Origin of the sequence: Nostoc sp., from assembly GCF_036917355.1 — a bacterium.
Lineage (GTDB): Bacteria > Cyanobacteriota > Cyanobacteriia > Cyanobacteriales > Nostocaceae > Nostoc.
Genome location: NZ_JBALDP010000035.1, coordinates 1 through 20908 on the forward strand (window position 1 = coordinate 1; position 20908 = coordinate 20908).

Sequence of the window (20908 nt, forward strand, 5' to 3'; positions counted from 1 at the left end):
CCAACTTACATTTGAGCAGGTAATTTCTGTCTCTTCTTACAACTTTATCCTGGAAGCTTTATTCTATGCAGCTTCATATTAAATTGGTATAAGGTTATTATCTTAGATTCTGCACCTGTGGGATTAATTACTAATCCAAAAGCAACGCCTCTAGCTGTGCAATGTCAAGAATGGTTTTATACGCTATTTGAGAGAGGATATGAAGTAATTTTACCAGAAATTATAGATTATGAAATTAGACGGGAATTATTAAGGGCAAATAAATTATCAGGAATTAAAAAACTTAATCAACTAAAGTCAGAAATTATCTATCTTCCTATTACAACAGAAGTGATGTTGAAAGCAGCAGAGTTATGGGCCCAAGTAAGAAATCAAGGAAAATATACAGCAGATAATAAAGCTTTAGATGGTGATGTAATTTTGGCATCTCAATCTATTCTAGTTGCTAATTATGGGCATGAGGTTATTATCGCCACAAGTAATAAAAAACATCTATCTATTTTTATTGATGCTACAGAATGGCAAGAAATTTAGAAAATGAACCGAGTGATCGCACTGTGAAGATTTGGCGATCGCTCTTTTTAACAAACCACAGAGGCGCAGAGGACACAGAGTAAGGAGAGAGCGATCGCACAATAGAGATTTTGCAGGCGATCGCCTTTTTTACCAATATTTATCAGTATAAATGTACTATAATCTATAAACTAACTCTAATAAGAAGCTATCCCACTAATCATTTTTGTCTTATAAAGCTTAAGTTTGTTAAAGAATGAAAACGAAAAATTAAGGTTTTCAAGCATATTTTACAAAGACAAGTAGGGATTTTTCAAATAGTGGGATAGGTTGAAGGAGAAACCACAATATGTTTGGTAATGTAAGTCCTAATTATTATTCATTGGCGCTGGCCTATCAAACGGCTCAAAATGCAGCCCAATTAACTAAAATTCAAGCAGTATGGGAAAAGGGTTTTATTCTTCCAGACTGTGATCCAAGGATCTGGCGGAAAGATCAGTTTGGAAGATTGATAAATAGATATAAGTATGGAAAGCGTCAATCTACTTATGGATGGGAAATTGACCATATAATACCAAAATCTCAAGGGGGCAGCGATCATATTTCCAACTTACGCCCCCTACAATGGTACATCAATATTGTCAGACAATAGGTTAGATTCCTCTGTTGCTCTACCCCACCTACAATAAATTTTAACTGCAAAAAGGCAAACAATGGCTAAACGATCTAAGTCAGGAAGATGTGTACATTGTTTACAAAATGTGGAATATTTGACACGAGATCATGTATTCCCCTTTGCTTGGTATCCAGATAATACTCCTGAAAATTTGCAAAGATGGACAATTCCATCATGCAAAAAATGCAACGAGCAATATGGTAGATTGGAAGAGGATCTACTCTTGAGACTAGGTTTGTGTATTGATCCTGAAGATGCAAAGTCAAGCGGAATTACAGATAAGGTATTACGTTCAATAGATCCAGACTATGCAAATGATAGAAAAGAAAAACGAATAAGAGAAAGGAAAAGAGAGAAGATAAAACAAGAAATAGTTAAATGGGAAGCAATTCCACCTATAGGTTTACATCCAAATTTTCAAGTACAAAGCAATATTTATTATCCAGAATATGCATCTATTCCAATATCAGCCGATAAGTTAGAACGTTTGTGTCATAAGATAGTTCGTGGCATAACTTATTTTGTTGATCAGACTTTTATAGAAAACAATTTTGAGATTCAATTTTTTACTGTAGATGATAAAGCTGCTCAACCCATACTAAAAAAATATCAACAACATTTGAACACATATGATCGCCCAGGTATTAAAGTAGTACGTGCTATGACAAGTGACAATCCAGATGCTGGTTTTTATGCTATAGAAATATGGGGCAGATTAAAAATGTACGCCGTAGTAAGGCAAAAGAAATTGTCATGATAAATTCTATAAATAGTTTATGCAAGATAAACACCAAAATCGAAATTTGCAAAACTCACTTTATTTGACTAAAAAACTTGCTTCAGAAGCATCACACCCCCAAAGCAAGCCAACTCTCTAAATTATTTCTTTACTTTGCGCCCTTCGCGGTTCGTTAAAGTTGCTTCACTTCCGAAACCAACTTCGCCACCATATCCTTCGCACTACCAAAAAGCATCGTAGTTTTATCCTTGTAGAACAACTCATTATCTACACCGGCAAAACCCGTACTCATCCCGCGCTTAATTACAATTGTTTGCTTCGCCCGATCAACTTCCAAAATCGGCATACCATAAATCGGGCTACTTGTATCACTCCGCGCCGCCGGATTTACCACATCATTTGCCCCAATTACTAAAGCGACATCCGCTTGATCGAACTGGGGATTAATATCATCCATGTCATACAACTGGGTATAAGGCACATTTGCCTCCGCCAGCAACACATTCATGTGTCCCGGCATTCTACCAGCAACGGGGTGAATGGCATACTTGACATCAACGCCCATTTTTTCTAACTGATCCGACAATTCGCGGACGCTATGTTGTGCTTGAGCAACTGCCATACCATAACCAGGTACGATTACCACAGAACGAGCATAACCCAACATCATCGCTCCTTCTTCAGGATCGATGCTGCGGACAGTTTGATCGATCGCACCACCACTAGCAGCACCACCACCAGAACTAGAACCTGTACCAAAAGCGCTGAACAGCACACTGAAGAGAGAGCGGTTCATCGCCTTACACATAATTTCGGTAAGGATTAAGCCGGATGCTCCTACCAAAGCACCAGCGATGATTAACATATTGTTCATCACCACGAAACCAGCCGCCGCCGCCGCCACCCCTGACAAGGAGTTCAACAGCGAAATTACCACCGGCATATCGCCGCCACCAATGGGGATGACGAACATCACACCCAGCACTAAGGAAACAGCTACCACTCCCAAGAATATGGGTAAGCTATCTGGTGTAATGATTAAATAGACACTGCCTACCAAATAAGCACCCAGAAGCAACAGGTTAAATGGTTGCTGGAAAGGAAATGTAATCGGGGAACCGCTAATTAAACCTTGCAATTTGGCAAAGGCTAAAAAACTACCTGTGAAGGTAACACCACCGATTAACACGTCCAACAGCATGGAAATGTTCACATCTATGGGTATGGGTGCGCCAGAATCCAATAATCGCCAGAATTCGGCAACGGCTACTAGTGCAGAAGCCGCACCGCCTAAACCGTTGAGTAAACCCACCATTTGAGGCATTTCGGTCATTTGGACTTTGTAGGCAACGATCGCACCAATTCCCGATCCAATCGCCAAGCCCAACAATATCATCTCGTAGTTCAACACATGCCGATCTAGCATTGTCGCCACAATTGCCAGCAGCATCCCCACAGATGCAATCACATTACCGTTTCGCGCTGTAGCTGGTGAACCCAGCTTTTTCAAACCAAAAATGAATAAGGATGCAGCGACTAAATATGTCAGCTGAATGCCAGTTGGTAAAAAGTCGCTCACGCCTTAATCTCCTTCTTCTTGAACATTTGCAGCATTCTATCTGTGACTAGAAAGCCACCTACAACGTTGACTGTAGCTAGTACTACAGCGATTAAACCGAGAATTACTGACACACTTGTTTCTCTAGCACCTGAGGCCACTATTGCCCCAAGTACCGAAATGCCAGAAATCGCGTTTGAGCCTGACATTAAGGGCGTGTGTAAAGTCGGTGGGATTTTGTTGATGACTTCAAAGCCGATAAAAGATGCCAATACAAATACAAACAAAGCAGCAAGTAATGCCTCTGTCATGAAATCAAAACTCCTTGTGTAAATGGGCACTGGGCGATTCAATTTTGGATTTTGGATTTTTGATTAAATTTCAATCTAAAATCTAAAATCTAAAATCTAAAATTCTTACTTGCCACTCCCTAATTAACCGCCGGTTGTTGAGTATTCGATGCTTGTAGTGCATCCCGCACTCGTTGATTGCGAATTTCACCTGCATGGGTAACGCAAGCAGCATCAACGATGTCGTCGCTAAAGTCTACCTGCAAAGCCTTGTCCTTAATTAGCAATTGCATCAACGATGTTACGTTCTTGGCATACAATTGGCTGGCGTGAATTGGCATCGATGATGGGAGATTGATCGGGCCGATAATTGTTACACCGTTCCACACAATATCTTTGCCGGGTTCGGTGCAGGCGCAGTTACCACCCTGATCGGCAGCCAAATCCACAATTACTGAACCTGGTTTCATTTGTGCCACCATTTCTTCTGTAACTAGCCGTGGTGCTTGTCTCCCAGGCACTTGAGCAGTAGTAATCACTACATCAGAATTCTTAACGTGTTCGGCGACAACTTCTTGGGTACGTTGTTTGCTAGCCTCAGAAATTTCCTTGGCGTAACCGCCAGCAGCGACGGTTTCTTCGTCTAATTTGACTTCAACGAATTTTGCCCCTAAGCTTTGCACTTCTTCTTTCACGGCGGGACGAATATCAAAGGCTTCTACCACTGCTCCCAAACGTCTAGCGGTAGCGATCGCTTGCAATCCTGCGACACCAGCGCCCATAATAAATACTTTCGCTGGAGCGATCGTACCTGCGGCTGTGGTTAACATCGGGAAGTATTTCGGTAATGCAGCTGCTGCAATTAATACTGCTTTGTAACCTGCTAATGAAGCTTGCGAGGACAAAGCATCCATACTTTGCGCTCTGGTGGTACGGGGGATCATCTCCATACTCAAAGCTGTGACTTTCCGATTGGCCAGTTGCTGCGCCACAATGGGATTTCCCAAAGGATTGAGGAAACTGACTAACACAGCCCCTTCCTTTAACAAGTCAATTTCTGAGCGTCCATCTTCTCGTTCTTGCGGTGGACTGACTTTCAACAGAATATCTGTTTCGCCCCATAATTTGGCAGTATCGCTGATTATTGTGGCTCCTGCGGCTTCATAGTCAGGATCGCTGAAAAAAGATCGCTCTCCTGCACCTGCTTCTACCCAAACTTCCAAGCCTTGTTTTACCAATCGGGCAACTGTGTCAGGAATTAATGCCACACGACGTTCACAAACCTCAATTTCTTTAGCAACTGCTATTCTCATGAAATCTCCTGAAGATAAATACTTAATCTCTGCCAAGTAAGTGATTGTCCAGATGATGCGTGTCCCGCACTCATAGTACTTAGGCAGGAACATCAGCCATGAATTTTACTTGTAGATTGAACCTTGAATCTTTCCTCTCCCACTCTTAGCTCTCCAGGCAAAGCCTCACTTTGCCGCTCGCAGATGTCATATTTTCAGATAGTTGCAAACAGGGTTACGTATTGCACATCCTAAATTGATTCCCAAATTTTGCATCTTTATCTTTAGCTTGTTTTCGGGATTGAGAAATTTTGGTATTCCTTTCTTATAGAGTAATATTGACCGAATTTTGAAAGCTTGATAATTTCCCAATCAAATTTTAATGATTACGAGTTTCGATTCCAATCCAACTTATTTTAATCAATTTAGCCCAACTTAACTGGCGATCGCTGATGACATGGATCAATTTTTATAACAAAATTCTCAAATTTAGATACACTTATACATATTTGGAAACACAATCTAACCCCCAACTGTGTTTATATCTAGTTCAAATTTGACCAACTTAGTAATCAAATCAGGGCTATATAAGGGTAATGAAGTAAATTCAATATCCGTTTTTTTTAACACTAAGTAATTTTACTGTTGCCTAAAATTCAGATAGAATGGCACTTTTTTTGGAAATTAAACGTCCATTGTCAGGAAGCCAGTAGTAAAGTTTAGTAAAGAATACTAACACACAGTCATTATTTAGATAACAGATTTATATTTTGGTAGAGGAAGGCCGATTATGCGACGTTTACTTTCTGCTTTAGCCGTGACTAGCTTTTTGGTTACTGGATTACCAGCCTTGAGTTGGGCGCAAAGCTTACCTGGATTTACGCTGTTTAGCGGCGTCAAACAAGAAAATCAGCTACCCTTCCGGTTAGATTTTGGGGGACAAGCTAATGGTTGGGATCGATACATATTGAAGATTCCAGCCAAAAGAATGAAATTGGCAGTTGGTCAATTTGCCATTACCTACCCTGATTATTACAAAGGAACTTTTGACCAGAAAAAAATTGAAGTCCGAGTCAAAGGCAAAGCAGTTCCGCTTTCTGAGGTGAAGTGGGACAAAGAAGGTAAACTGATTAATATTTTTCCTCAAGAGCCAGTGCCAGCAGGTAGTGCAGTCGAGGTAGTGTTATCTAACGTGAAAAACCCATCCTTCGGTGGAGTTTACTATTTTAACTGTCAAGTGCTCTCCCCTGGCGATGTACCACTACTGCGCTACATGGGAACATGGATTTTGAGCATTAGTTAAGAATAGGGAGTAGGGATATAACCAATCGGCGATTCCCAATTCCCTAACAAAGTGATAAAATTAGAGATTGTGAGTTTTTATAAAAATCACCTAAGAGGAGAAGAGTATGAAAAGAACACTGGGCGGTACTAGCCGTAAGAGAAAAAGAACTTCTGGTTTTCGCGCCAGGATGCGGACACCAGACGGCAGAAACGTGATTAGCGCCAGAAGAAAAAAAGGCCGTCACCGTCTGGCTGTTTAGGGCATATCAAGCTAAAAGAGAATCTGTGGCTTTGCCCAAAGCAAATCGTCTAAAATCCCGAAAGGATTTCCAGGCAGTTTTCCGAGAAGGAATTCGGCGTCATGGCTCTTATTTAACATTGAGAGCCTTAAAACCCTTGTGTTCAACGAGACCTTCTTTGGACACTGCCATCCAGACTACACAAGCAACTGACTCAAAGCTCCTTGCCAGTACGCAGATTGGCATTTCGATTAGCATAAAAGTCAGCAAAAGGGCAGTGGTTCGCAACCGAATCAAACGGCAAATTACTGCTGCTTTACATAACCTGCTGCCAAAATTATCACCAGGATGGCGGCTAGTATTCATTGTCAAACCCACAGCAGCAGAATCTAAGTGCGTAAGCCGACAATTTCTGCAAGAATTAGAGCAGTTGTTGGCACAAGCTGAGGTGTTCGATGGGAATTCGTGAAGATGTTTATTATGAAGGTGGTCCCCATGTTGGGGATTTAATTGTCAACTTGCTGATTGGGCTAACCATTGTCGGGATACCATTAGCAGTCGGGGCAATTGTCAGGGCATTGTGGCTGCGTTTCCGCATCACCGACCGCCGAATTACTGTGATTGGAGGTTGGCAGGGACGCGATCGCACTGACGTAATTTACTCAGAAATTGTCAAAATCGTCAAAGTTCCCCGTGGCATTGGCTTTTGGGGAGATATGGCCATTACTCTAAAAAACGGCAGTCGTCTCGAATTGCGCGCAATTCCCAAGTTTCGGGAAGTCTATGACTACATAAACGAAAGAATTGCTGCGAAAAATCCTGAATATAGCGCCGTTGCTGACAAGTGATGGAACCAGAGGGAGAAGAACCAATGCCCAATGGTCCATCCCCAATGCCCAATTTAAATGTGCGGCTATCCGTAGCGAAAGATAGTCGCCGACAAATCATGATTTAGATAAATTAGATTCAGTTTACAGTACCTCAGGTTGAATTCAGAATAATGGATTTTGGTATCGGCTTTCTCTCGAACAACGTGATGCTGCCAATCATAGATTTCTTCTATGGTATTGTGCCTAGCTACGGATTAGCGATCGTTGCTTTGACCTTGATAGTCCGCTTCGCGCTCTATCCCCTGAGTGCTGGCTCAATTCGCAACATGCGGAAAATGCGAATTGTACAACCTCTGATGCAGAAGCGGATGGCAGAAATCAAAGAGCGCTATAAGGATGAACCGCAAAAGCAGCAGGAGGAAATGGTTAATGTTCAAAAAGAATTTGGCAACCCTTTGGCAGGCTGTTTTCCATTACTAGTGCAAATGCCAGTCTTGTTAGCGCTGTTTGCAACTTTGCGGGGTTCGCCTTTTGCAAGTGCGAACTACAGTGTTAACCTGCAAATTCTTCCCGCAGAACAAATCGAACAAATTCAACCACAAGCCTTTGCCACTGCTCCTCAAAATATTTATGTTGCAGATGGAGAACACGTTAAAGTAGCTGCGATTATTCCTAGCGGAAATAAATTAGCGGTGGGAGAACAAACCAAGATACAGTATCAGACTGTTGAGGGTAAACCATTTCAGGTACTTTTAGCAGAACACCCAGAAAACAAGCTGATTCCTGATTGGAAAATTACCAAGGGTGAAGATAAGATAAAAATTGATGCCCAGGGCAATGTAGAAGCTTTGCAACCAGGAGATGTCACCATTCAAGGAACAATTCCTGGACTAGCCGCAGAAAAAGGCTTTCTATTTATTGATGCTTTAGGAAGGGTTGGCGCACAAGATCCAGATGGCACAATCCACTGGGATATCGTCGCCATGATTGTCTTCTTTGGGATCAGCCTTTATGTTAGCCAAATGCTTTCTGGGCAAAATTCCAGCGGTGGCAATCCGCAGCAGGATACAGTTAACAAAATCACCCCTGTTATCTTTTCTGGGATGTTCTTGTTCTTTCCCCTACCAGCTGGGGTGCTGATGTATATGGTGATTGGTAATATTTTCCAAACCGCCCAAACTTATCTTCTCTCCCGCGAACCTCTACCAGAAGAACTGCAAAAAATTGTAGAAACCCAGGAGAAAGAAGCAGCAGTCACAGAACAAAAAGCATTACCGTTTGAACCAAAAAGTGCCAAGAAAAAGGCGACAGGGGGATCATGAGCGACATTCCGATGCAGCGAGGTCAGCAGTGGTTAAAAACCCTGCTGGAACTCACTGGAATACCTGCTGAGATTCAGGGTCATTTAGAAACTGCCCATTCTCAAGACGGCGATTCTCCAGAACCAGATAACTACTGGTTGACTATTGACCAAACCAATTTGACATCAGAACAAATCCAGGTGTTAATTGGTGCTGATGGTTCTGTGTTAGATGCGATTCAGTATCTAGCAAATTCGGTTCTAAACCTTAGCCAGCCCCCGGAAGAACAAGCCTCTTACACCATTGAGTTAAATGGCTACAGGGTCAAAAGAGAAGCCGAAATTCGTGCATTGGCAGAAGCAGCAGCCGATGAAGTGCGCTTTTCTGGTAGAGAAGTGGAAATCAAATCTCTTAGTTCTGCTGAACGGCGTCAAGTTCATACCTTCTTGAAGGAATTTGGAGATTTAGAAACCTTCAGTCGCGGTAAAGAGCCACATCGTCATCTGGTTGTCTGTCCAGCTTCGTTGGAAGGAGTTAGGAGTTAGGAGTTAGGAGTTATGAGTTTGGAGTTAATTGAAAACTCATAACCATATATAATTTCAAAATTTCTCTTGTTCTTGAGGGATAAAATAAAAATTCAATATCAGTATAGTTACTGGTAATCAAGATAAATTTTAGTGAGGATGTCTCACAAATCCTATGGACGCAATTTATATTCCGCAGCTAACTCAAGCCCCGGAGCGGACAGAGGAAGTTCAGGTTAATGAATTTCTGCCTGGTCTGGAAACTTTGACACCAGTTCGTGGCTACGTGCGCGTGCAGCATCATGGTAATTACTTGCAAGTATCTAGTCAGGCAGAAACAATTATTACTTGTACCTGCAACCGCTGCTTGCAGCAATACAATCGCCGTTTAGGGCTTGATACGAAAGAAATCATCTGGTTAGACGAAACTGCAAATCAGTCAAATGACTTGCCCTTAGAAAGGGAAGTAGTTATGGAAGATTTGCTGGAAAGTTTACCGCCCGATGGTTATTTTTATCCAAACGAATGGCTTTATGAGCAGATGTGCTTGGCAGTACCACAACGGCAACTGTGCGATCGCAATTGTCCAGGTATTCCTGTAAGTAATACAGCTGATATTCCTGATAATTCTGATAGTCGTGAAACTCCAGTTGATAACCGTTGGGCTTCTCTGGAAGCGCTGAAAAAGCAACTTCCGGGGTAGTAAGACGCATTACGCCGCAACACTTGCTCATCTTAAGTCTTACAACTTATGCAGTAGTTTAGTAAGCTAATCTATGACGTTTACATGGAAACTCGGCTTCTCTAGGAGACCGGGTTTCTTCAATTTTAGTTGGCAAAATAAGTTAAATTACCAATAATAGAACTAACTTAGTCAATAAATGATACAAAATGTTTATCAAGAAGCTACAAGTATTTAACTATAAGTCATATCTCGATTCTGGACTAATTGAATTTTCACCAGGTATTAATATTATTGTTGGGCGAAATAATGCAGGAAAAACATCTTTACTTGAGGTACTGACGCTAGATTTTGAAAATCATCCTCATAGAAGTTTAAAGACCTTGCCAAATAAGTATTCGAGTATACAAGAAGAATCAAAAATAGAAATTACTTTGCATATTGAAAAAGAAGAATTACGTAATCTTATAAAGCAATTATCATCTAAAATTGGTATTCCCGCACCAAAATTAGATCATAATTATATTGAATTAGTTTTACCTCAATACCAGAATGATCCAGATATATATGATAGAGAATATATAAACTTTTTACATGACTCAGTTAAATATGCTTTTAAGCAATTTAAACAGTTTTTGAATGATTCTAATTTTTTAGAAATAAGTTTATTTTTGCGTTTTGATTTAAAGCTAGATGATAAAAGCCTAAGAAGATTACTTAATTTTGAATCTTATGAAGAAGGTTTTGACGAAAATTTTTATCAACTTTATTATGAGTATGATGAGCTTATTCTACAAGAAGTTTACTATTTTGATGATTACCACCTTAATCAAGTAGACTTTATGAAATATAAAGGAAAAATCGAAGAAAGTATAGGTAGAAATATATTTAAAATTTTTCAAACTCGTATTTATAGATTTAATGCAGAACGACTAAACATAGCTAGTTGCAGATTTGAAAATAATAAAGAACTAAAAGATGATGCTTCTAATTTACCTGAAGTACTTTTTATATTGCAGGGTAAAATTCCTGGAATGTTCGATCAACTGAATAAATTAGTTTCAGAGATTTTACCAGAAATCAAATGGTTTTCTGTTGTAATGAGAGATAACGCAAATGTTGAAATCCTTATTTGGAACACAGATAATCTTCATAGACATGATTTATCGCTATCTCTCTCATCATGTGGAAGTGGAGTTGGTCAAGTACTAGCGATTTTATATATTCTAGTTTCTTCTGAAGAACATAGAACATTGATTATTGATGAACCACAATCTTTTTTACATCCAGGTGCAGCTAAAAAACTTATAGAAACTATTAAACAATTTCCACAGCATCAATATTTTATTGCTACTCATTCGCCAGAAATTATCGCATCTGCTAATCCTTCTAATATTGTAAAGCTCCAATATCAAGATTGTGAAACAACTGCATCAGTAATAAATACAAAAGAGATAGAGTCACAAAACGAAATTTTATCTGAACTTGGAGTAAGGTTATCCGATGTTTTTGGTGCTGATAGTATTCTCTGGGTGGAAGGACAAACCGAGGAGAAATGTTTTCCACTTGTATTGGATAAAGTTACAAGAATAATATTAATGGGTATTAAAATTTTATCTGTCAATAGCACCGATGCTCTTTTGGATGGAAAACGGTCTGACCTGGTTTTTGATATTTATAAAAAACTCACAACAGGAGCAACTCTGTTTCCACCAGCTATCGGATTTATATTCGATAGAGAAAGTAAGACAGAAACAAAGATTCAAGAACTAGAGAAGAGAGGTGTGACTTTTTTACACCAACCTATGTATGAGAATTATCTACTTGATCCTGAAGCTATATCAGTGGTAATTAATGAAGAAGCTACATGGCTAGCAATACCTATCAGCATTACTCAGGTTCAGCAATATATTGACAAAATAAAACAGGAAAAATCCTATCTGCTTCAAGGTGTAAAAAGAGAAGAAGTTTCAGATAATAATTGGTTATCTAAGATTCACGGTGCAAATATACTTGAAAGAATCTTTCAAGTATTATGTGACAATAAATTAGAATTTAGAAAGACTAGACACTCTTATAGGCTTACAGAATGGCTAGTTGAAAATAAACCTGATTTCTTGTCTGGACTGGCTGAAGAATTACGAAATACCTTACATAAAAACGAGTAGTTATTTTTATACTAATTATTTAATCACGATCACCGCATAAAGAGCGATCGCTTTTAAAAAATATCTCACATAGAGCGATCGCACTGGCAACCGCTATGAACTGGTAGATGTTGGTTTTTTAGTTGTTAGAGGCGATACAAACCTGAACAATGAGAGAAGAACTAATAACGATAGCCAAATATGAACTTCCGTGAAGAGTTTAAACTGCTACTACGCGCCCGCTACCCCTTAATTTATATTCCTACATACGAGGAAGAACGGGTAGAAGCAGCTATCCGGGAAGAAGCAACCAACCAGGGTAATCGCCCAGTGTATACGTGGGATTTTGTCGATGGCTACCAAGGAAACCCCAATGATGTTGGGTTTGGGCGACGTAACCCGTTGCAAGCTTTAGAATTCATCGAAAAATTACCAGCTTCCGCACCTGCGGTATTAATTCTCCGAGATTATCATCGCTTTTTAGATGATGTAGCGATCGCTCGCAAACTCCGCAACCTGTCGAGACTCCTGAAGTCGCAACCAAAAAATATTGTCCTACTATCGCCACGCATCGCCATCCCCGATGACTTAACCGAAGTGCTGACAGTCGTCGAGTTTCCCTTACCCGCCGCCCCAGAAATTAAAACTGAGGTGGAACGTTTACTGCAAAGTACTGGTAATTCCCTTTCTGGGAAAGTTTTAGATGACTTAGTACGCTCTTGTCAAGGACTTTCGATGGAACGGATTCGTCGGGTTTTGGCAAAAGCGATCGCTACCCACGGCGAATTGCAACCAGAAGACGTGGATCTGGTTTTGGAAGAAAAGCGCCAAACTATCCGCCAAACCCAAATCTTGGACTTCTACCCCGCCACTGAGCAAATTTCTGATATCGGTGGACTCGATAATCTGAAAGACTGGCTGATTCGTCGGGGAGGCTCATTTACAGATAAGGCGCGACAGTACGGATTACCGCACCCCCGTGGTTTAATGTTGGTGGGTATCCAGGGAACTGGTAAATCGTTAACAGCAAAAGCGATCGCTCATCATTGGCATTTACCCCTGCTACGTTTGGATGTGGGAAGGTTATTTGGTGGTTTGGTGGGTGAATCAGAATCTCGGACTCGCCAAATGATCCAAGTAGCTGAAGCTCTCGCTCCCTGTATTTTGTGGATTGATGAAATAGATAAAGCCTTTGCTGGGCTTGGTAGCAAAGGTGATGCCGGAACAGCTAGCCGTGTGTTTGGCACTTTTATTAACTGGCTAGCCGAAAAAAGCTCGCCTGTGTTTGTCGTCGCCACCGCCAACGACATCCAAGCCTTACCGCCGGAAATGCTCCGCAAGGGGCGATTTGATGAAATTTTCTTTGTGGGTTTGCCCACGCAAGAAGAGAGAAAAGCAATTTATGATGTTCATTTATCCCGACTGCGCCCCCATAACTTGAAAAGTTATGACATCGATAGGCTAGCTTATGAAACGCCCGATTTTTCTGGAGCCGAGATTGAGCAAACTTTAATTGAAGCGATGCATATTGGATTTAGCCAAAACCGCGACTTTGCTACCGACGACATTTTAGAAGCAGCCAGTCAGATCGTACCCTTAGCACGAACTGCCGTAGAGCAAATTCAGCAACTCCAAGAATGGGCTGCTGCTGGGAGAGCGCGTTTAGCATCTAAACACAGTCCTTTGAGCGAACGCCTCCGGCGCACTACGTGAACCCAAAAAAATGTAGAGACGTAGGAGTGCTACGTCTCTACAAAGGTTTTGGATAACGCATATTTAATTTCACCAGATGTCTATTCAGCATAGCTACAATAATCAGTTAGTCAAAAGTCAATAGTTAATGATGAATTATTATGGACTATTGATTCTTATACTGATGGGTTACTTGCTTCTCTACTCGTAACCCTTGAGAGCCAGTTCAATACTGCTCCCCTCAATGGGGGAAAATACGCACATGACTGGCTCACCTTCACCCTTGACTCTTGATAATCAGGTTTTAATTATGTTGTCTGGCTTAACAAAATTTATACTGGGGTTTTTCTTAGCGATCGCTGTGCTAATAGGTGGCGGTGCTGCAATTGCACTCTATTTTATGAATCGTACTGGCATAGCCCCTGCCAAACCCATTTATTCCAATGATAGTCCTTCGGTGAAAGCCCAAGCTCCTAAAAAAACTGAGCCTGGAGGAAGTAAGCCCGCTCTTACACCTGGGACATCTACTCAATCGTCTCCAAGCTCAACCTCTACTCCTACAGAATCACCAAAGGCTACCCCATCATCCAAACCGTTACCATCGGGAGCTTACCGAGGACGTGTTAGTTGGGCTGAAGGCTTGAGTTTGCGATCGCAACCCAATCAAGAAGCTGAAAAGATTGGTGGGGTTGCTTTTAATCAAAAAATTATTATCTTGGAAGAAAGCGACGATAAATCCTGGCAAAAGATTCGTTTGGAAGGTAGCGAACAAGAAGGTTGGGTAAAAGCAGGTAATACTGAAAAAGTTGATGAACAATAGATATAGGGCATGGGGCACTTGTACTGAGCGACTCGTGCCGAGCGGCTTGCCCTGAGTGCAGTCGTTGGCGCAGCCTCTCGTAGAGAAGGGAGCCAAGGTAAGCCGAAGTATTGGGTATTGGGCAAAAGAGTGCTGTTAGCGGATAGCTAGGGTTGAGCCAGTGCTGAGTTTTGTTTATCCTCTTGTCCCCCACTCGCCAGGACACTTACTTGTAAAGAATCATACGAAAAGTAATTCTTACATATAGCTAAGTGGTATACTTTTTTATAGTCATTAACTTTAAAAAAGCAAGTGAAAACAGGGGTAGCTAGCCATTTAATCAAGCTTGCCTCAGTCTACGAGGCATCCGAAAGCATCAAGGTTGTTCCTATCGTAGTTAATTTTAAATTTTTAAATTGGAAAAAGTTATCGACTGGTGCTGCAATGCGTCTTTTGTCTGTGGCTCTAATTACGGGGCTTTTGAGTATTGCTGGAGAAGCTTTAGCACTTCAGAAAATAGGAAGTAATAGTCCTGAAGTTAGCAGAAGCCAGAGATGTTTAAAAAAGTTAGGCTATTTTAACGGCCCAGTGACAGGTAAGTTTGCTAGCTTGACTCAAAATGCTGTAATCAAATTCCAGCAAGCCAATAGAATATCGGCTGATGGAGTTGTGGGTGCTAGTACTCAACGAGCCTTGCAACGAGCGTGTCAAAGTAGAAATTTTAATAGAAGTATCGGTGGCGCAGCGCGATCGCCTGTTGGTCAATATCCTACTCTTTCTCAAGGCAAAACTGGTGCAGCCGTCACAAGATTACAACAGCGTCTACGGCAATTAGGCTACTTTAATACTAATCCCACTGGGAATTTTGGACGAATTACTAAAGATGCTGTAATTGCATTCCAGCGAAGTTATCGCATAACTGCTAACGGGATTGTGAATCAACAAACTTGGAACGCACTAATGGGTTCCTCTCCGACTCCAGGAAGATCGAGTCTTTCCACTCAACAAGTCAAAGAACTCCAAGTGCGTTTGCGGCAGCTAGGTTATTTAAATGCTGATGCCACTGGGAATGTTGGCCCAATGACTAGAGAAGCTGTAATTGCATTCCAGCGAAATAATGGACTACCTGTTGATGGCATTGCTAATGCCCAAGTTTTGGACTCAGTGCGTAGAGTCTCTACAGGTGGTATTCAACAACCAGGTAGAAATTATCTAACTGTAGGCGATCGCGGAGAAAATGTCAGAGTAGTCCAAGCGCGTTTGGCGCAGTTGGGTTTCTTCTCTAATGCTAATCCTGATGGACTTTTCAACGATTACACTAGACAATCTGTGATTGCATTCCAGCAATATTCTCGAATTAATTCTAGTGGAAATGTAGATTGGCAAACTTGGGAAGCATTGGGGTTAAATGGTTCAATGGGGGGCAATTATACTGAGAATAATGATTATGTATTAGCTGACACTAACCGCTATGCATTACCTCCTGCCAATGATTATGTAGTACCTGTTACCAATGGCAATACATTAGTTGCTAATAATCCTTACAGAGTAATAATTCCAATTTCCAGTAATGATACTCTGAGTAAAGTGCAACAATATATACCCAGCGCTGTCGCGGAGCAATCCAATTTAGGGGATTATGTGAATGCAGGAGCATTTAGCGATCGCGCCCAAGCAGAAACGTTAACGAAAAAGCTCCGCTCATTAGGTCTGGATGCACGGGTAAAATACAATTAACTAATTCGTAATTCGTAATTAAATTGACAAGCTCAACTGTGAACCTTCTTGAGTTTTATTAACCTCAATCCTTGCTTGGAAGGCTTCTTTGAGGTGGGGCATGTGGGTGACAGTGAGGATGCAGGCGAAATCGGAAGCGATCGCATTAATCGCGGCAATCAAGCGATCGCATCCTTCAGCATCCTGTGTACCAAAACCTTCATCTACAATCAACAATTGCAACGCCGCCCCCGCCCTTTGCGCTAATAATTTCGCCAAAGCCAAGCGGATGGCAAAGTTAATTCTAAATGCTTCTCCACCAGAGTAAGTTTCATAAGCTCGTGTTCCTCTAGAATCAGCGATTAAAATATCTAAGGTGTCTATTAGCTTGGCATTTTTTTTGGTTGATTTAGCACTGCGTCCAGCTTTCTGAGTAATAAATTGTACATGAAATTGATTACCACTCAGCCGCGAAAGTAGTTGATTTGTCTCGGCTTCCAGTTGCGGTAACACATTCTCAATCATCAGTGCTTGGATACCATTTTTACCAAAAGCTTGCGCTAATTCCTGATAAACACGATATTCCTGCTTGCAAGATTGTAATTGCTGCTGCTGTTGGTCATACTGAATTTGTAGCGTTTCCAGTTGATGCGTCAGTTGTTCTAAACGCCCCAACTTGGCTATTTGCTCATCGAGTTGCCGTCTGCGTATTGCTAATTGTTGCTCTAAAGCCTGAATTTGGGCAGATGGGTTAGCTGTTGCTTGTAGTTGCTGAATAATGCTTTCGATTTGTCCGCCGAGTTTTTGCCGCTCGGTTAATCTGGCGCTTCTGGATTCCTCTAACTCTTGCAACCTCGCCTGGAGTTGCGGATACTGCTGCTGGGCTGATAGCAGTTGTTGACACCGCAAATGCCAAGATTGAGCTTTCTTTGCAGCCATACGCAGATTGTTGTGCTGCTCAGAACTGTAGCCAATTTCGGTAATGTGACGCTCAAGAGCCGCGATTTGTTTAGCACATTCAGAATCAATATGATCTTGTTGGATTCTGGCTTGTAATTGGGCAATTTGGGATTGTAGTTCTGGTTTTCGGGCTAATAGTTGCGCTTGTCGCTTAGTTGCATCTTTAATCTGCCCTTGTTTAATTTCTGCCCATCGCCACCGCTCAACTTCGCTCCGGGCGAGGGCATGATCTTGTTCATTATAATTAACTTGTTGCAGATATTGGTCTAGTTGCCGGAGTTCCGCTTGTTTATCGGGAGCGTAATCACCTGCTTGGAGCGATCGCTCTAAATGGTGTTTTTCAGCAGCAATTTGTTGTAACTGTTGTTGCACATCAGTTGTCGCTTCTAATTGTGCTGCCAACTGTCCCCGTTGTTCCCGTAAACCATCATAACCTGCCAATTGTTGCGATATATCGCGATATTCCTGCCTAAGTACCTGAATTTCTCGGTCAGATACAGCCATTTGTTCTCGCACTACCCAAAACTGCCCTTGAGTATCCTCTAACTCACTTTGGGTTTTTTCCACCACCCGACTCCAGTGATGTTCGTCTAAAGGACGTTCACATAATGGACAAAGTGCTTCAGGATTTTGGAGCATTTGCAATTTCTGCTCTAATTCTCCCAGCAGTTTTTCATAATCCCGTTGATGAGCTTGCAGACGTTCGATAAAGTGCCGCCTTTCTTGCCCTTTTTCTTGAACTCGTTGCAGATAAACCCGCTTTTTCTCCAGTTCCTCAATCTGGATTGCTACATCCATCACCGCTTGTTGTAGTTGCGGTTGGCGGCCGTGTTGGCGTTGCAATTGGTTCTCAGTATTTTGGAGTTGTTCGAGTCGCGCTACTAAACCAGCATGAGTGCGATCGAGTTGGCTTTGTAAAGTTGTTCTTTGTTGCAACAGGGGAGTCACTTGCATTTGCAATTGATCTAAACGAGCAACATGGTGACGTGCTGCGGTTAGTTGTGACAAAGCGGCTTCTACTTCACCCGACTTAGTGAGAGTTTGTTGAATATCTCGCTCTTGCTGCTGTAAAGCTTCTAGCTGCGCTTGAGCTTGTTGCAGTTGCCGTTCGATTTCGTGAATTTGTTTGGTAAGCTGTTGTTGCTTTTGTTGGCGATTCTGTTGGGCGCGGGTGTATTCTTCAAATTTGACAGCAAAAGCTTCTTCTTGAGATTGTAGACTTTGATATTGGGCGTATCCAGCTTTAATCTCAGCTTCTTGGTATAATATTTTTTCTAAATCTGATAGCTGAGAGCCAATAGCTGATTGTTCTTGTTGGAGGCGATCGCAGTCTTGGGTAAGATTTTGGTATTGCTGCTTTATAAAATTAAGTTGTTGTTCCCAATTTTGGCGCTGGTGCTGGACAACTTGCAAACTTTGTAATTGAATATTATCAAAAGCTTGCACCTGTTGCAGTTGGTTGAGTTCGGCTTCTAACTCCACTCTTTGCGCTTGGGTGATTTCGCGTTGTTGCAGCTGAATTTTTATCGACTCCAAAGAACGCTCTAACTCTACTGCCCGTGCTTTGAACTGACGAGAAGATTCCTTTGCCCGTTCTTCCAAATCATCATACTGATTGAGTTTTAACAACTCCGCTAAAATTTCTTTACGTTCTGTGGGACGCTTGAGCATGAACTCATCTGCACGACCTTGACGTAAGTAGGCAGAATTAATAAATGTATCGTAATCGAGCTTGATATGTTCTAAAATCAAATCCTGTGTTGCTCTTACCCCTTTGCCGGTGAGTGAGCGAAACCCAGATGGTATTTCTATTTGAAATTCAAGAACGCTAGGACCTCCCCGAATTCGGGTACGAATCACCCGATATTTTTGCTGATTACTTTGGAAAGTAAAATCAACCCGAACTTCTTTTGCACCAGAATAGATGACATCATCTTCAGCAGTAGCGCGGCTTTCACCCCAAATTGCCCAAGTGATTGCTTCTAAAAGGGAGGATTTACCCGCACCATTGGAACCACAAATACAAGCCGTATGCAAACCACCAAAATCTAAAGTTGCATCACGGTAACTGAGGAAGTTTTTGAGGATAAGTTGTACTGGGATCATTCACGCTATAGCGCCACATCTACTTTTAATAATTAACAGTACAGATGCACTGTTTGTTAGTTTAGCTATCTAGATATCAGGTTTCTAGTCTTGAAGACATCAAATTTACAAAAATTTACAATAATATCAGTCAATTTTTCTTATTGCATGAAAAAGTTTTACTGTCTTCGGAGAAAAATGAAACTCTTCTGGAGGGTTTTCGTTATTTTTTTCTATTGAGTGAGAAGAAAAAATTCTTAGTTTGATTTGTGAGAATTGAAAGTTACAGATCCCTGACTTCGTAAAACTTGCCGGGGATCTTTTCTCTTACGAATTATTTAGGATTGTCATTGGCTAGTTGCGTAGGCGTAGCCCTTCTTAGACATCGCGATCGCTTGACCTTGACCGAGGTATCAACAATCCAATATATGTACCGACAGCAAATTTGGTTAAATCTAGAAATGGAGGGCGACTCTTCTCATCGATAACTGCAAGAGTGAGAGAACCAATCACCATAATCAGCGTTACAACAGCCAGCACTTCATCTCTTGAAGGAAATTTCTTGGATAACATCGACTCACTCCCAAATCGTTTGAATCACTACATCCATACTTTGACAGGTGAGTGTTTGTTGTAGGCTTAAATACAGGTTGGTGATATGAGTGACTTGTGTATGCGATGAGCATGAATTGCCAAATAGACAGTTAGAATCAGCAAAAGTCTAGTGGTTAGCTTATGTCCGGGCGATCGCTTTCCTGTTCTCCAGAAGGTATCCAAAAAGCAAAAAGAGCTTTGATTCGCTGTTCCTTAACTCAAAAAGCATTAGCTGAAGATTTAGAAGTAACTCGCCAGCCAATCGGAAAATTCTTTACAGGTAAACCTGTTGACCGCAATCTCTTTGTGCAGATTTGTGACAGGCTAGACCTAGAGTGGGAAGAAATAGTTGCTGAACCAGCAAGTGAACCAGAGATAAATCAAGATAACAGCATTGATGTTGATATTGATGCGATCGTGCAAGGGGTACGCGAAAAGATAAAACCCATCATTCAAGAACGTTACGGTACAATGCGGGTGCTAGATATGACTCAACCCATTGGGTTGAATGACATTTACACCAGCGTTAATATTTTGGATAAAATCACTGGACAGCGGCGGTTAGGCATTGATGAATTATTACAACAGTGTAAAAGCCAGGATTTTGACCTCTTTGGACTCAACAGAATTACTGAAAAACGATTGCCAGGACTGGAAGCGGTTGAAAAATACTCCAAGCTGATGATTTTGGGTAAACCAGGTGCAGGCAAAACTACGTTTTTAAAGTATTTAGCAATTCAGTGTCTTGGAGGTGAGTTTCAGGCTGAACGTGTGCCAATTTTTATCACGCTCAAAAACTTTGCAGAAGCTGCAAACAAACCTGGATTATTGCAATACATCACTGAAGAGACGATAAATCCTATCTCTTCTATTCGAGAAGTACTAACCTATGCAATACCTTCGCCAAAAAAAGAGTATGAAGAGATAGGGCTGCCGTAGTAGAGTTATTGTCTCTCACAACGACAACTCAGAACCCACACACAGCCC

20 protein-coding genes are annotated in these 20908 nt (G+C 41.4%); 15 read left to right on the forward strand and 5 right to left on the reverse strand.

Annotated elements, in window-relative coordinates:
- Window positions 1–117 precede the first annotated feature (117 nt).
- The 3 genes from V7K53_RS10285 to V7K53_RS10295 all read left to right on the forward strand — a co-directional run bounded on the left by V7K53_RS10285 (window position 118) and on the right by V7K53_RS10295 (window position 1946).
- Window positions 118–534 (forward strand): type II toxin-antitoxin system VapC family toxin, encoded by a 417-nt coding sequence (locus tag V7K53_RS10285; RefSeq protein ID WP_335197409.1) that lies wholly within the window; start codon window positions 118–120, stop codon window positions 532–534.
- A 328-nt stretch (window positions 535–862) separates the two neighbouring features.
- Entirely contained in the window at window positions 863–1165 is a 303-nt protein-coding gene (locus V7K53_RS10290) for an HNH endonuclease signature motif containing protein (RefSeq protein WP_193919299.1), read from the forward strand.
- 61 nt (window positions 1166–1226) lie between these two features.
- Window positions 1227–1946, forward strand: a complete 720-nt coding sequence (locus V7K53_RS10295) for an HNH endonuclease (RefSeq protein WP_335197411.1) — start codon at window positions 1227–1229, stop codon at window positions 1944–1946.
- A 154-nt stretch (window positions 1947–2100) separates the two neighbouring features.
- On the opposite strand, the gene V7K53_RS10300 is transcribed toward V7K53_RS10295, so the two are convergent.
- The 3 genes from V7K53_RS10300 to V7K53_RS10310 all read right to left on the reverse strand — a co-directional run bounded on the left by V7K53_RS10300 (window position 2101) and on the right by V7K53_RS10310 (window position 5089).
- Complete coding sequence (locus V7K53_RS10300) at window positions 2101–3507, reverse strand: NAD(P)(+) transhydrogenase (Re/Si-specific) subunit beta (RefSeq protein WP_335197412.1); 1407 nt, start codon at window positions 3505–3507, stop codon at window positions 2101–2103.
- Window positions 3504–3797, reverse strand: coding sequence for an NAD(P) transhydrogenase subunit alpha (locus V7K53_RS10305; protein WP_109009004.1), 294 nt, complete (start codon window positions 3795–3797; stop codon window positions 3504–3506). The genes V7K53_RS10300 and V7K53_RS10305 overlap by 4 nt, the downstream gene beginning before the upstream one ends.
- Window positions 3798–3916: 119 nt before the next feature.
- On the reverse strand, window positions 3917–5089 hold the full coding sequence (locus tag V7K53_RS10310; protein WP_335197425.1) for a Re/Si-specific NAD(P)(+) transhydrogenase subunit alpha: 1173 nt from the start codon (window positions 5087–5089) through the stop codon (window positions 3917–3919).
- 769 nt (window positions 5090–5858) lie between these two features.
- Between V7K53_RS10310 and V7K53_RS10315 the strand changes: the two genes are divergently transcribed.
- The 11 genes from V7K53_RS10315 (at window position 5859) to V7K53_RS10365 (ending at window position 16303) form a co-directional block, all read left to right on the forward strand.
- Window positions 5859–6371: a DUF2808 domain-containing protein gene (locus V7K53_RS10315; RefSeq protein WP_335197413.1), complete on the forward strand. Its 513-nt coding sequence runs from the start codon at window positions 5859–5861 to the stop codon at window positions 6369–6371.
- Window positions 6372–6477: 106 nt separating this feature from the next.
- Complete coding sequence (rpmH, locus tag V7K53_RS10320; protein WP_084227158.1) at window positions 6478–6612, forward strand: 50S ribosomal protein L34; 135 nt, start codon at window positions 6478–6480, stop codon at window positions 6610–6612.
- Window positions 6613–6637: 25 nt separating this feature from the next.
- A complete protein-coding gene (gene rnpA / locus V7K53_RS10325) occupies window positions 6638–7060 on the forward strand; it encodes a ribonuclease P protein component (protein WP_335197414.1) in 423 nt (140 codons plus the stop codon).
- Complete coding sequence (locus tag V7K53_RS10330) at window positions 7047–7439, forward strand: PH domain-containing protein (protein ID WP_335197415.1); 393 nt, start codon at window positions 7047–7049, stop codon at window positions 7437–7439. Before rnpA ends, V7K53_RS10330 begins: the two co-directional genes overlap by 14 nt.
- A gap of 152 nt (window positions 7440–7591) precedes the next feature.
- Entirely contained in the window at window positions 7592–8743 is a 1152-nt protein-coding gene (gene yidC, locus V7K53_RS10335; RefSeq protein ID WP_335197416.1) for a membrane protein insertase YidC, read from the forward strand.
- Window positions 8740–9267 (forward strand): Jag family protein, encoded by a 528-nt coding sequence (locus V7K53_RS10340; protein ID WP_335197417.1) that lies wholly within the window; start codon window positions 8740–8742, stop codon window positions 9265–9267. The genes yidC and V7K53_RS10340 overlap by 4 nt, the downstream gene beginning before the upstream one ends.
- 154 nt (window positions 9268–9421) lie before the next feature.
- A complete protein-coding gene (locus V7K53_RS10345) occupies window positions 9422–9949 on the forward strand; it encodes a YceD family protein (protein WP_335197418.1) in 528 nt (175 codons plus the stop codon).
- A 188-nt stretch (window positions 9950–10137) separates the two neighbouring features.
- The gene (locus V7K53_RS10350; protein WP_335197419.1) at window positions 10138–12096 is read left to right on the forward strand and encodes an AAA family ATPase; all 1959 of its coding nucleotides are present in this window, start codon (window positions 10138–10140) and stop codon (window positions 12094–12096) included.
- 180 nt (window positions 12097–12276) lie between these two features.
- The gene (locus V7K53_RS10355; RefSeq protein WP_335197420.1) at window positions 12277–13788 is read left to right on the forward strand and encodes an AAA family ATPase; all 1512 of its coding nucleotides are present in this window, start codon (window positions 12277–12279) and stop codon (window positions 13786–13788) included.
- 289 nt (window positions 13789–14077) lie between these two features.
- Window positions 14078–14587 carry an SH3 domain-containing protein gene (locus V7K53_RS10360; protein WP_335197426.1) on the forward strand — a complete coding sequence of 170 codons (510 nt, stop codon included), beginning with the start codon at window positions 14078–14080 and terminating at the stop codon, window positions 14585–14587.
- A gap of 291 nt (window positions 14588–14878) precedes the next feature.
- Window positions 14879–16303 carry a peptidoglycan-binding protein gene (locus V7K53_RS10365; RefSeq protein ID WP_335197422.1) on the forward strand — a complete coding sequence of 475 codons (1425 nt, stop codon included), beginning with the start codon at window positions 14879–14881 and terminating at the stop codon, window positions 16301–16303.
- An 18-nt stretch (window positions 16304–16321) separates the two neighbouring features.
- On the opposite strand, the gene V7K53_RS10370 is transcribed toward V7K53_RS10365, so the two are convergent.
- Window positions 16322–19348, reverse strand: coding sequence for an SMC family ATPase (locus V7K53_RS10370; protein ID WP_335197423.1), 3027 nt, complete (start codon window positions 19346–19348; stop codon window positions 16322–16324).
- A gap of 357 nt (window positions 19349–19705) precedes the next feature.
- A complete protein-coding gene (locus tag V7K53_RS10375) occupies window positions 19706–19900 on the reverse strand; it encodes a hypothetical protein (protein WP_094350888.1) in 195 nt (64 codons plus the stop codon).
- 162 nt (window positions 19901–20062) lie between these two features.
- On the opposite strand from V7K53_RS10375, the gene V7K53_RS10380 reads away from it, so the two are divergent.
- Entirely contained in the window at window positions 20063–20860 is a 798-nt protein-coding gene (locus tag V7K53_RS10380) for an NACHT domain-containing protein (protein ID WP_335197424.1), read from the forward strand.
- Window positions 20861–20908: the final 48 nt, after the last annotated feature.

Excerpts from the sequence above, each read along its gene's own strand:
- V7K53_RS10290 (WP_193919299.1), top strand. The coding sequence starts at position 863 with ATGTTTGGTAATGTAAGTCCTAATTATTATTCATTGGCGCTGGCCTAT.
- V7K53_RS10295 (WP_335197411.1), top strand. The coding sequence starts at position 1,227 with ATGGCTAAACGATCTAAGTCAGGAAGATGTGTACATTGTTTACAAAAT.
- V7K53_RS10305 (WP_109009004.1), bottom strand. The coding sequence starts at position 3,797 with ATGACAGAGGCATTACTTGCTGCTTTGTTTGTATTTGTATTGGCATCT.
- V7K53_RS10310 (WP_335197425.1), bottom strand. The coding sequence starts at position 5,089 with ATGAGAATAGCAGTTGCTAAAGAAATTGAGGTTTGTGAACGTCGTGTG.
- V7K53_RS10315 (WP_335197413.1), top strand. The coding sequence starts at position 5,859 with ATGCGACGTTTACTTTCTGCTTTAGCCGTGACTAGCTTTTTGGTTACT.
- rpmH (WP_084227158.1), top strand. The coding sequence starts at position 6,478 with ATGAAAAGAACACTGGGCGGTACTAGCCGTAAGAGAAAAAGAACTTCT.
- V7K53_RS10330 (WP_335197415.1), top strand. The coding sequence starts at position 7,047 with ATGGGAATTCGTGAAGATGTTTATTATGAAGGTGGTCCCCATGTTGGG.
- yidC (WP_335197416.1), top strand. The coding sequence starts at position 7,592 with ATGGATTTTGGTATCGGCTTTCTCTCGAACAACGTGATGCTGCCAATC.
- V7K53_RS10340 (WP_335197417.1), top strand. The coding sequence starts at position 8,740 with ATGAGCGACATTCCGATGCAGCGAGGTCAGCAGTGGTTAAAAACCCTG.
- V7K53_RS10345 (WP_335197418.1), top strand. The coding sequence starts at position 9,422 with ATGGACGCAATTTATATTCCGCAGCTAACTCAAGCCCCGGAGCGGACA.
- V7K53_RS10350 (WP_335197419.1), top strand. The coding sequence starts at position 10,138 with ATGTTTATCAAGAAGCTACAAGTATTTAACTATAAGTCATATCTCGAT.
- V7K53_RS10355 (WP_335197420.1), top strand. The coding sequence starts at position 12,277 with ATGAACTTCCGTGAAGAGTTTAAACTGCTACTACGCGCCCGCTACCCC.
- V7K53_RS10360 (WP_335197426.1), top strand. The coding sequence starts at position 14,078 with ATGTTGTCTGGCTTAACAAAATTTATACTGGGGTTTTTCTTAGCGATC.
- V7K53_RS10370 (WP_335197423.1), bottom strand. The coding sequence starts at position 19,348 with ATGATCCCAGTACAACTTATCCTCAAAAACTTCCTCAGTTACCGTGAT.
- V7K53_RS10375 (WP_094350888.1), bottom strand. The coding sequence starts at position 19,900 with ATGTTATCCAAGAAATTTCCTTCAAGAGATGAAGTGCTGGCTGTTGTA.
- V7K53_RS10380 (WP_335197424.1), top strand. The coding sequence starts at position 20,063 with ATGTCCGGGCGATCGCTTTCCTGTTCTCCAGAAGGTATCCAAAAAGCA.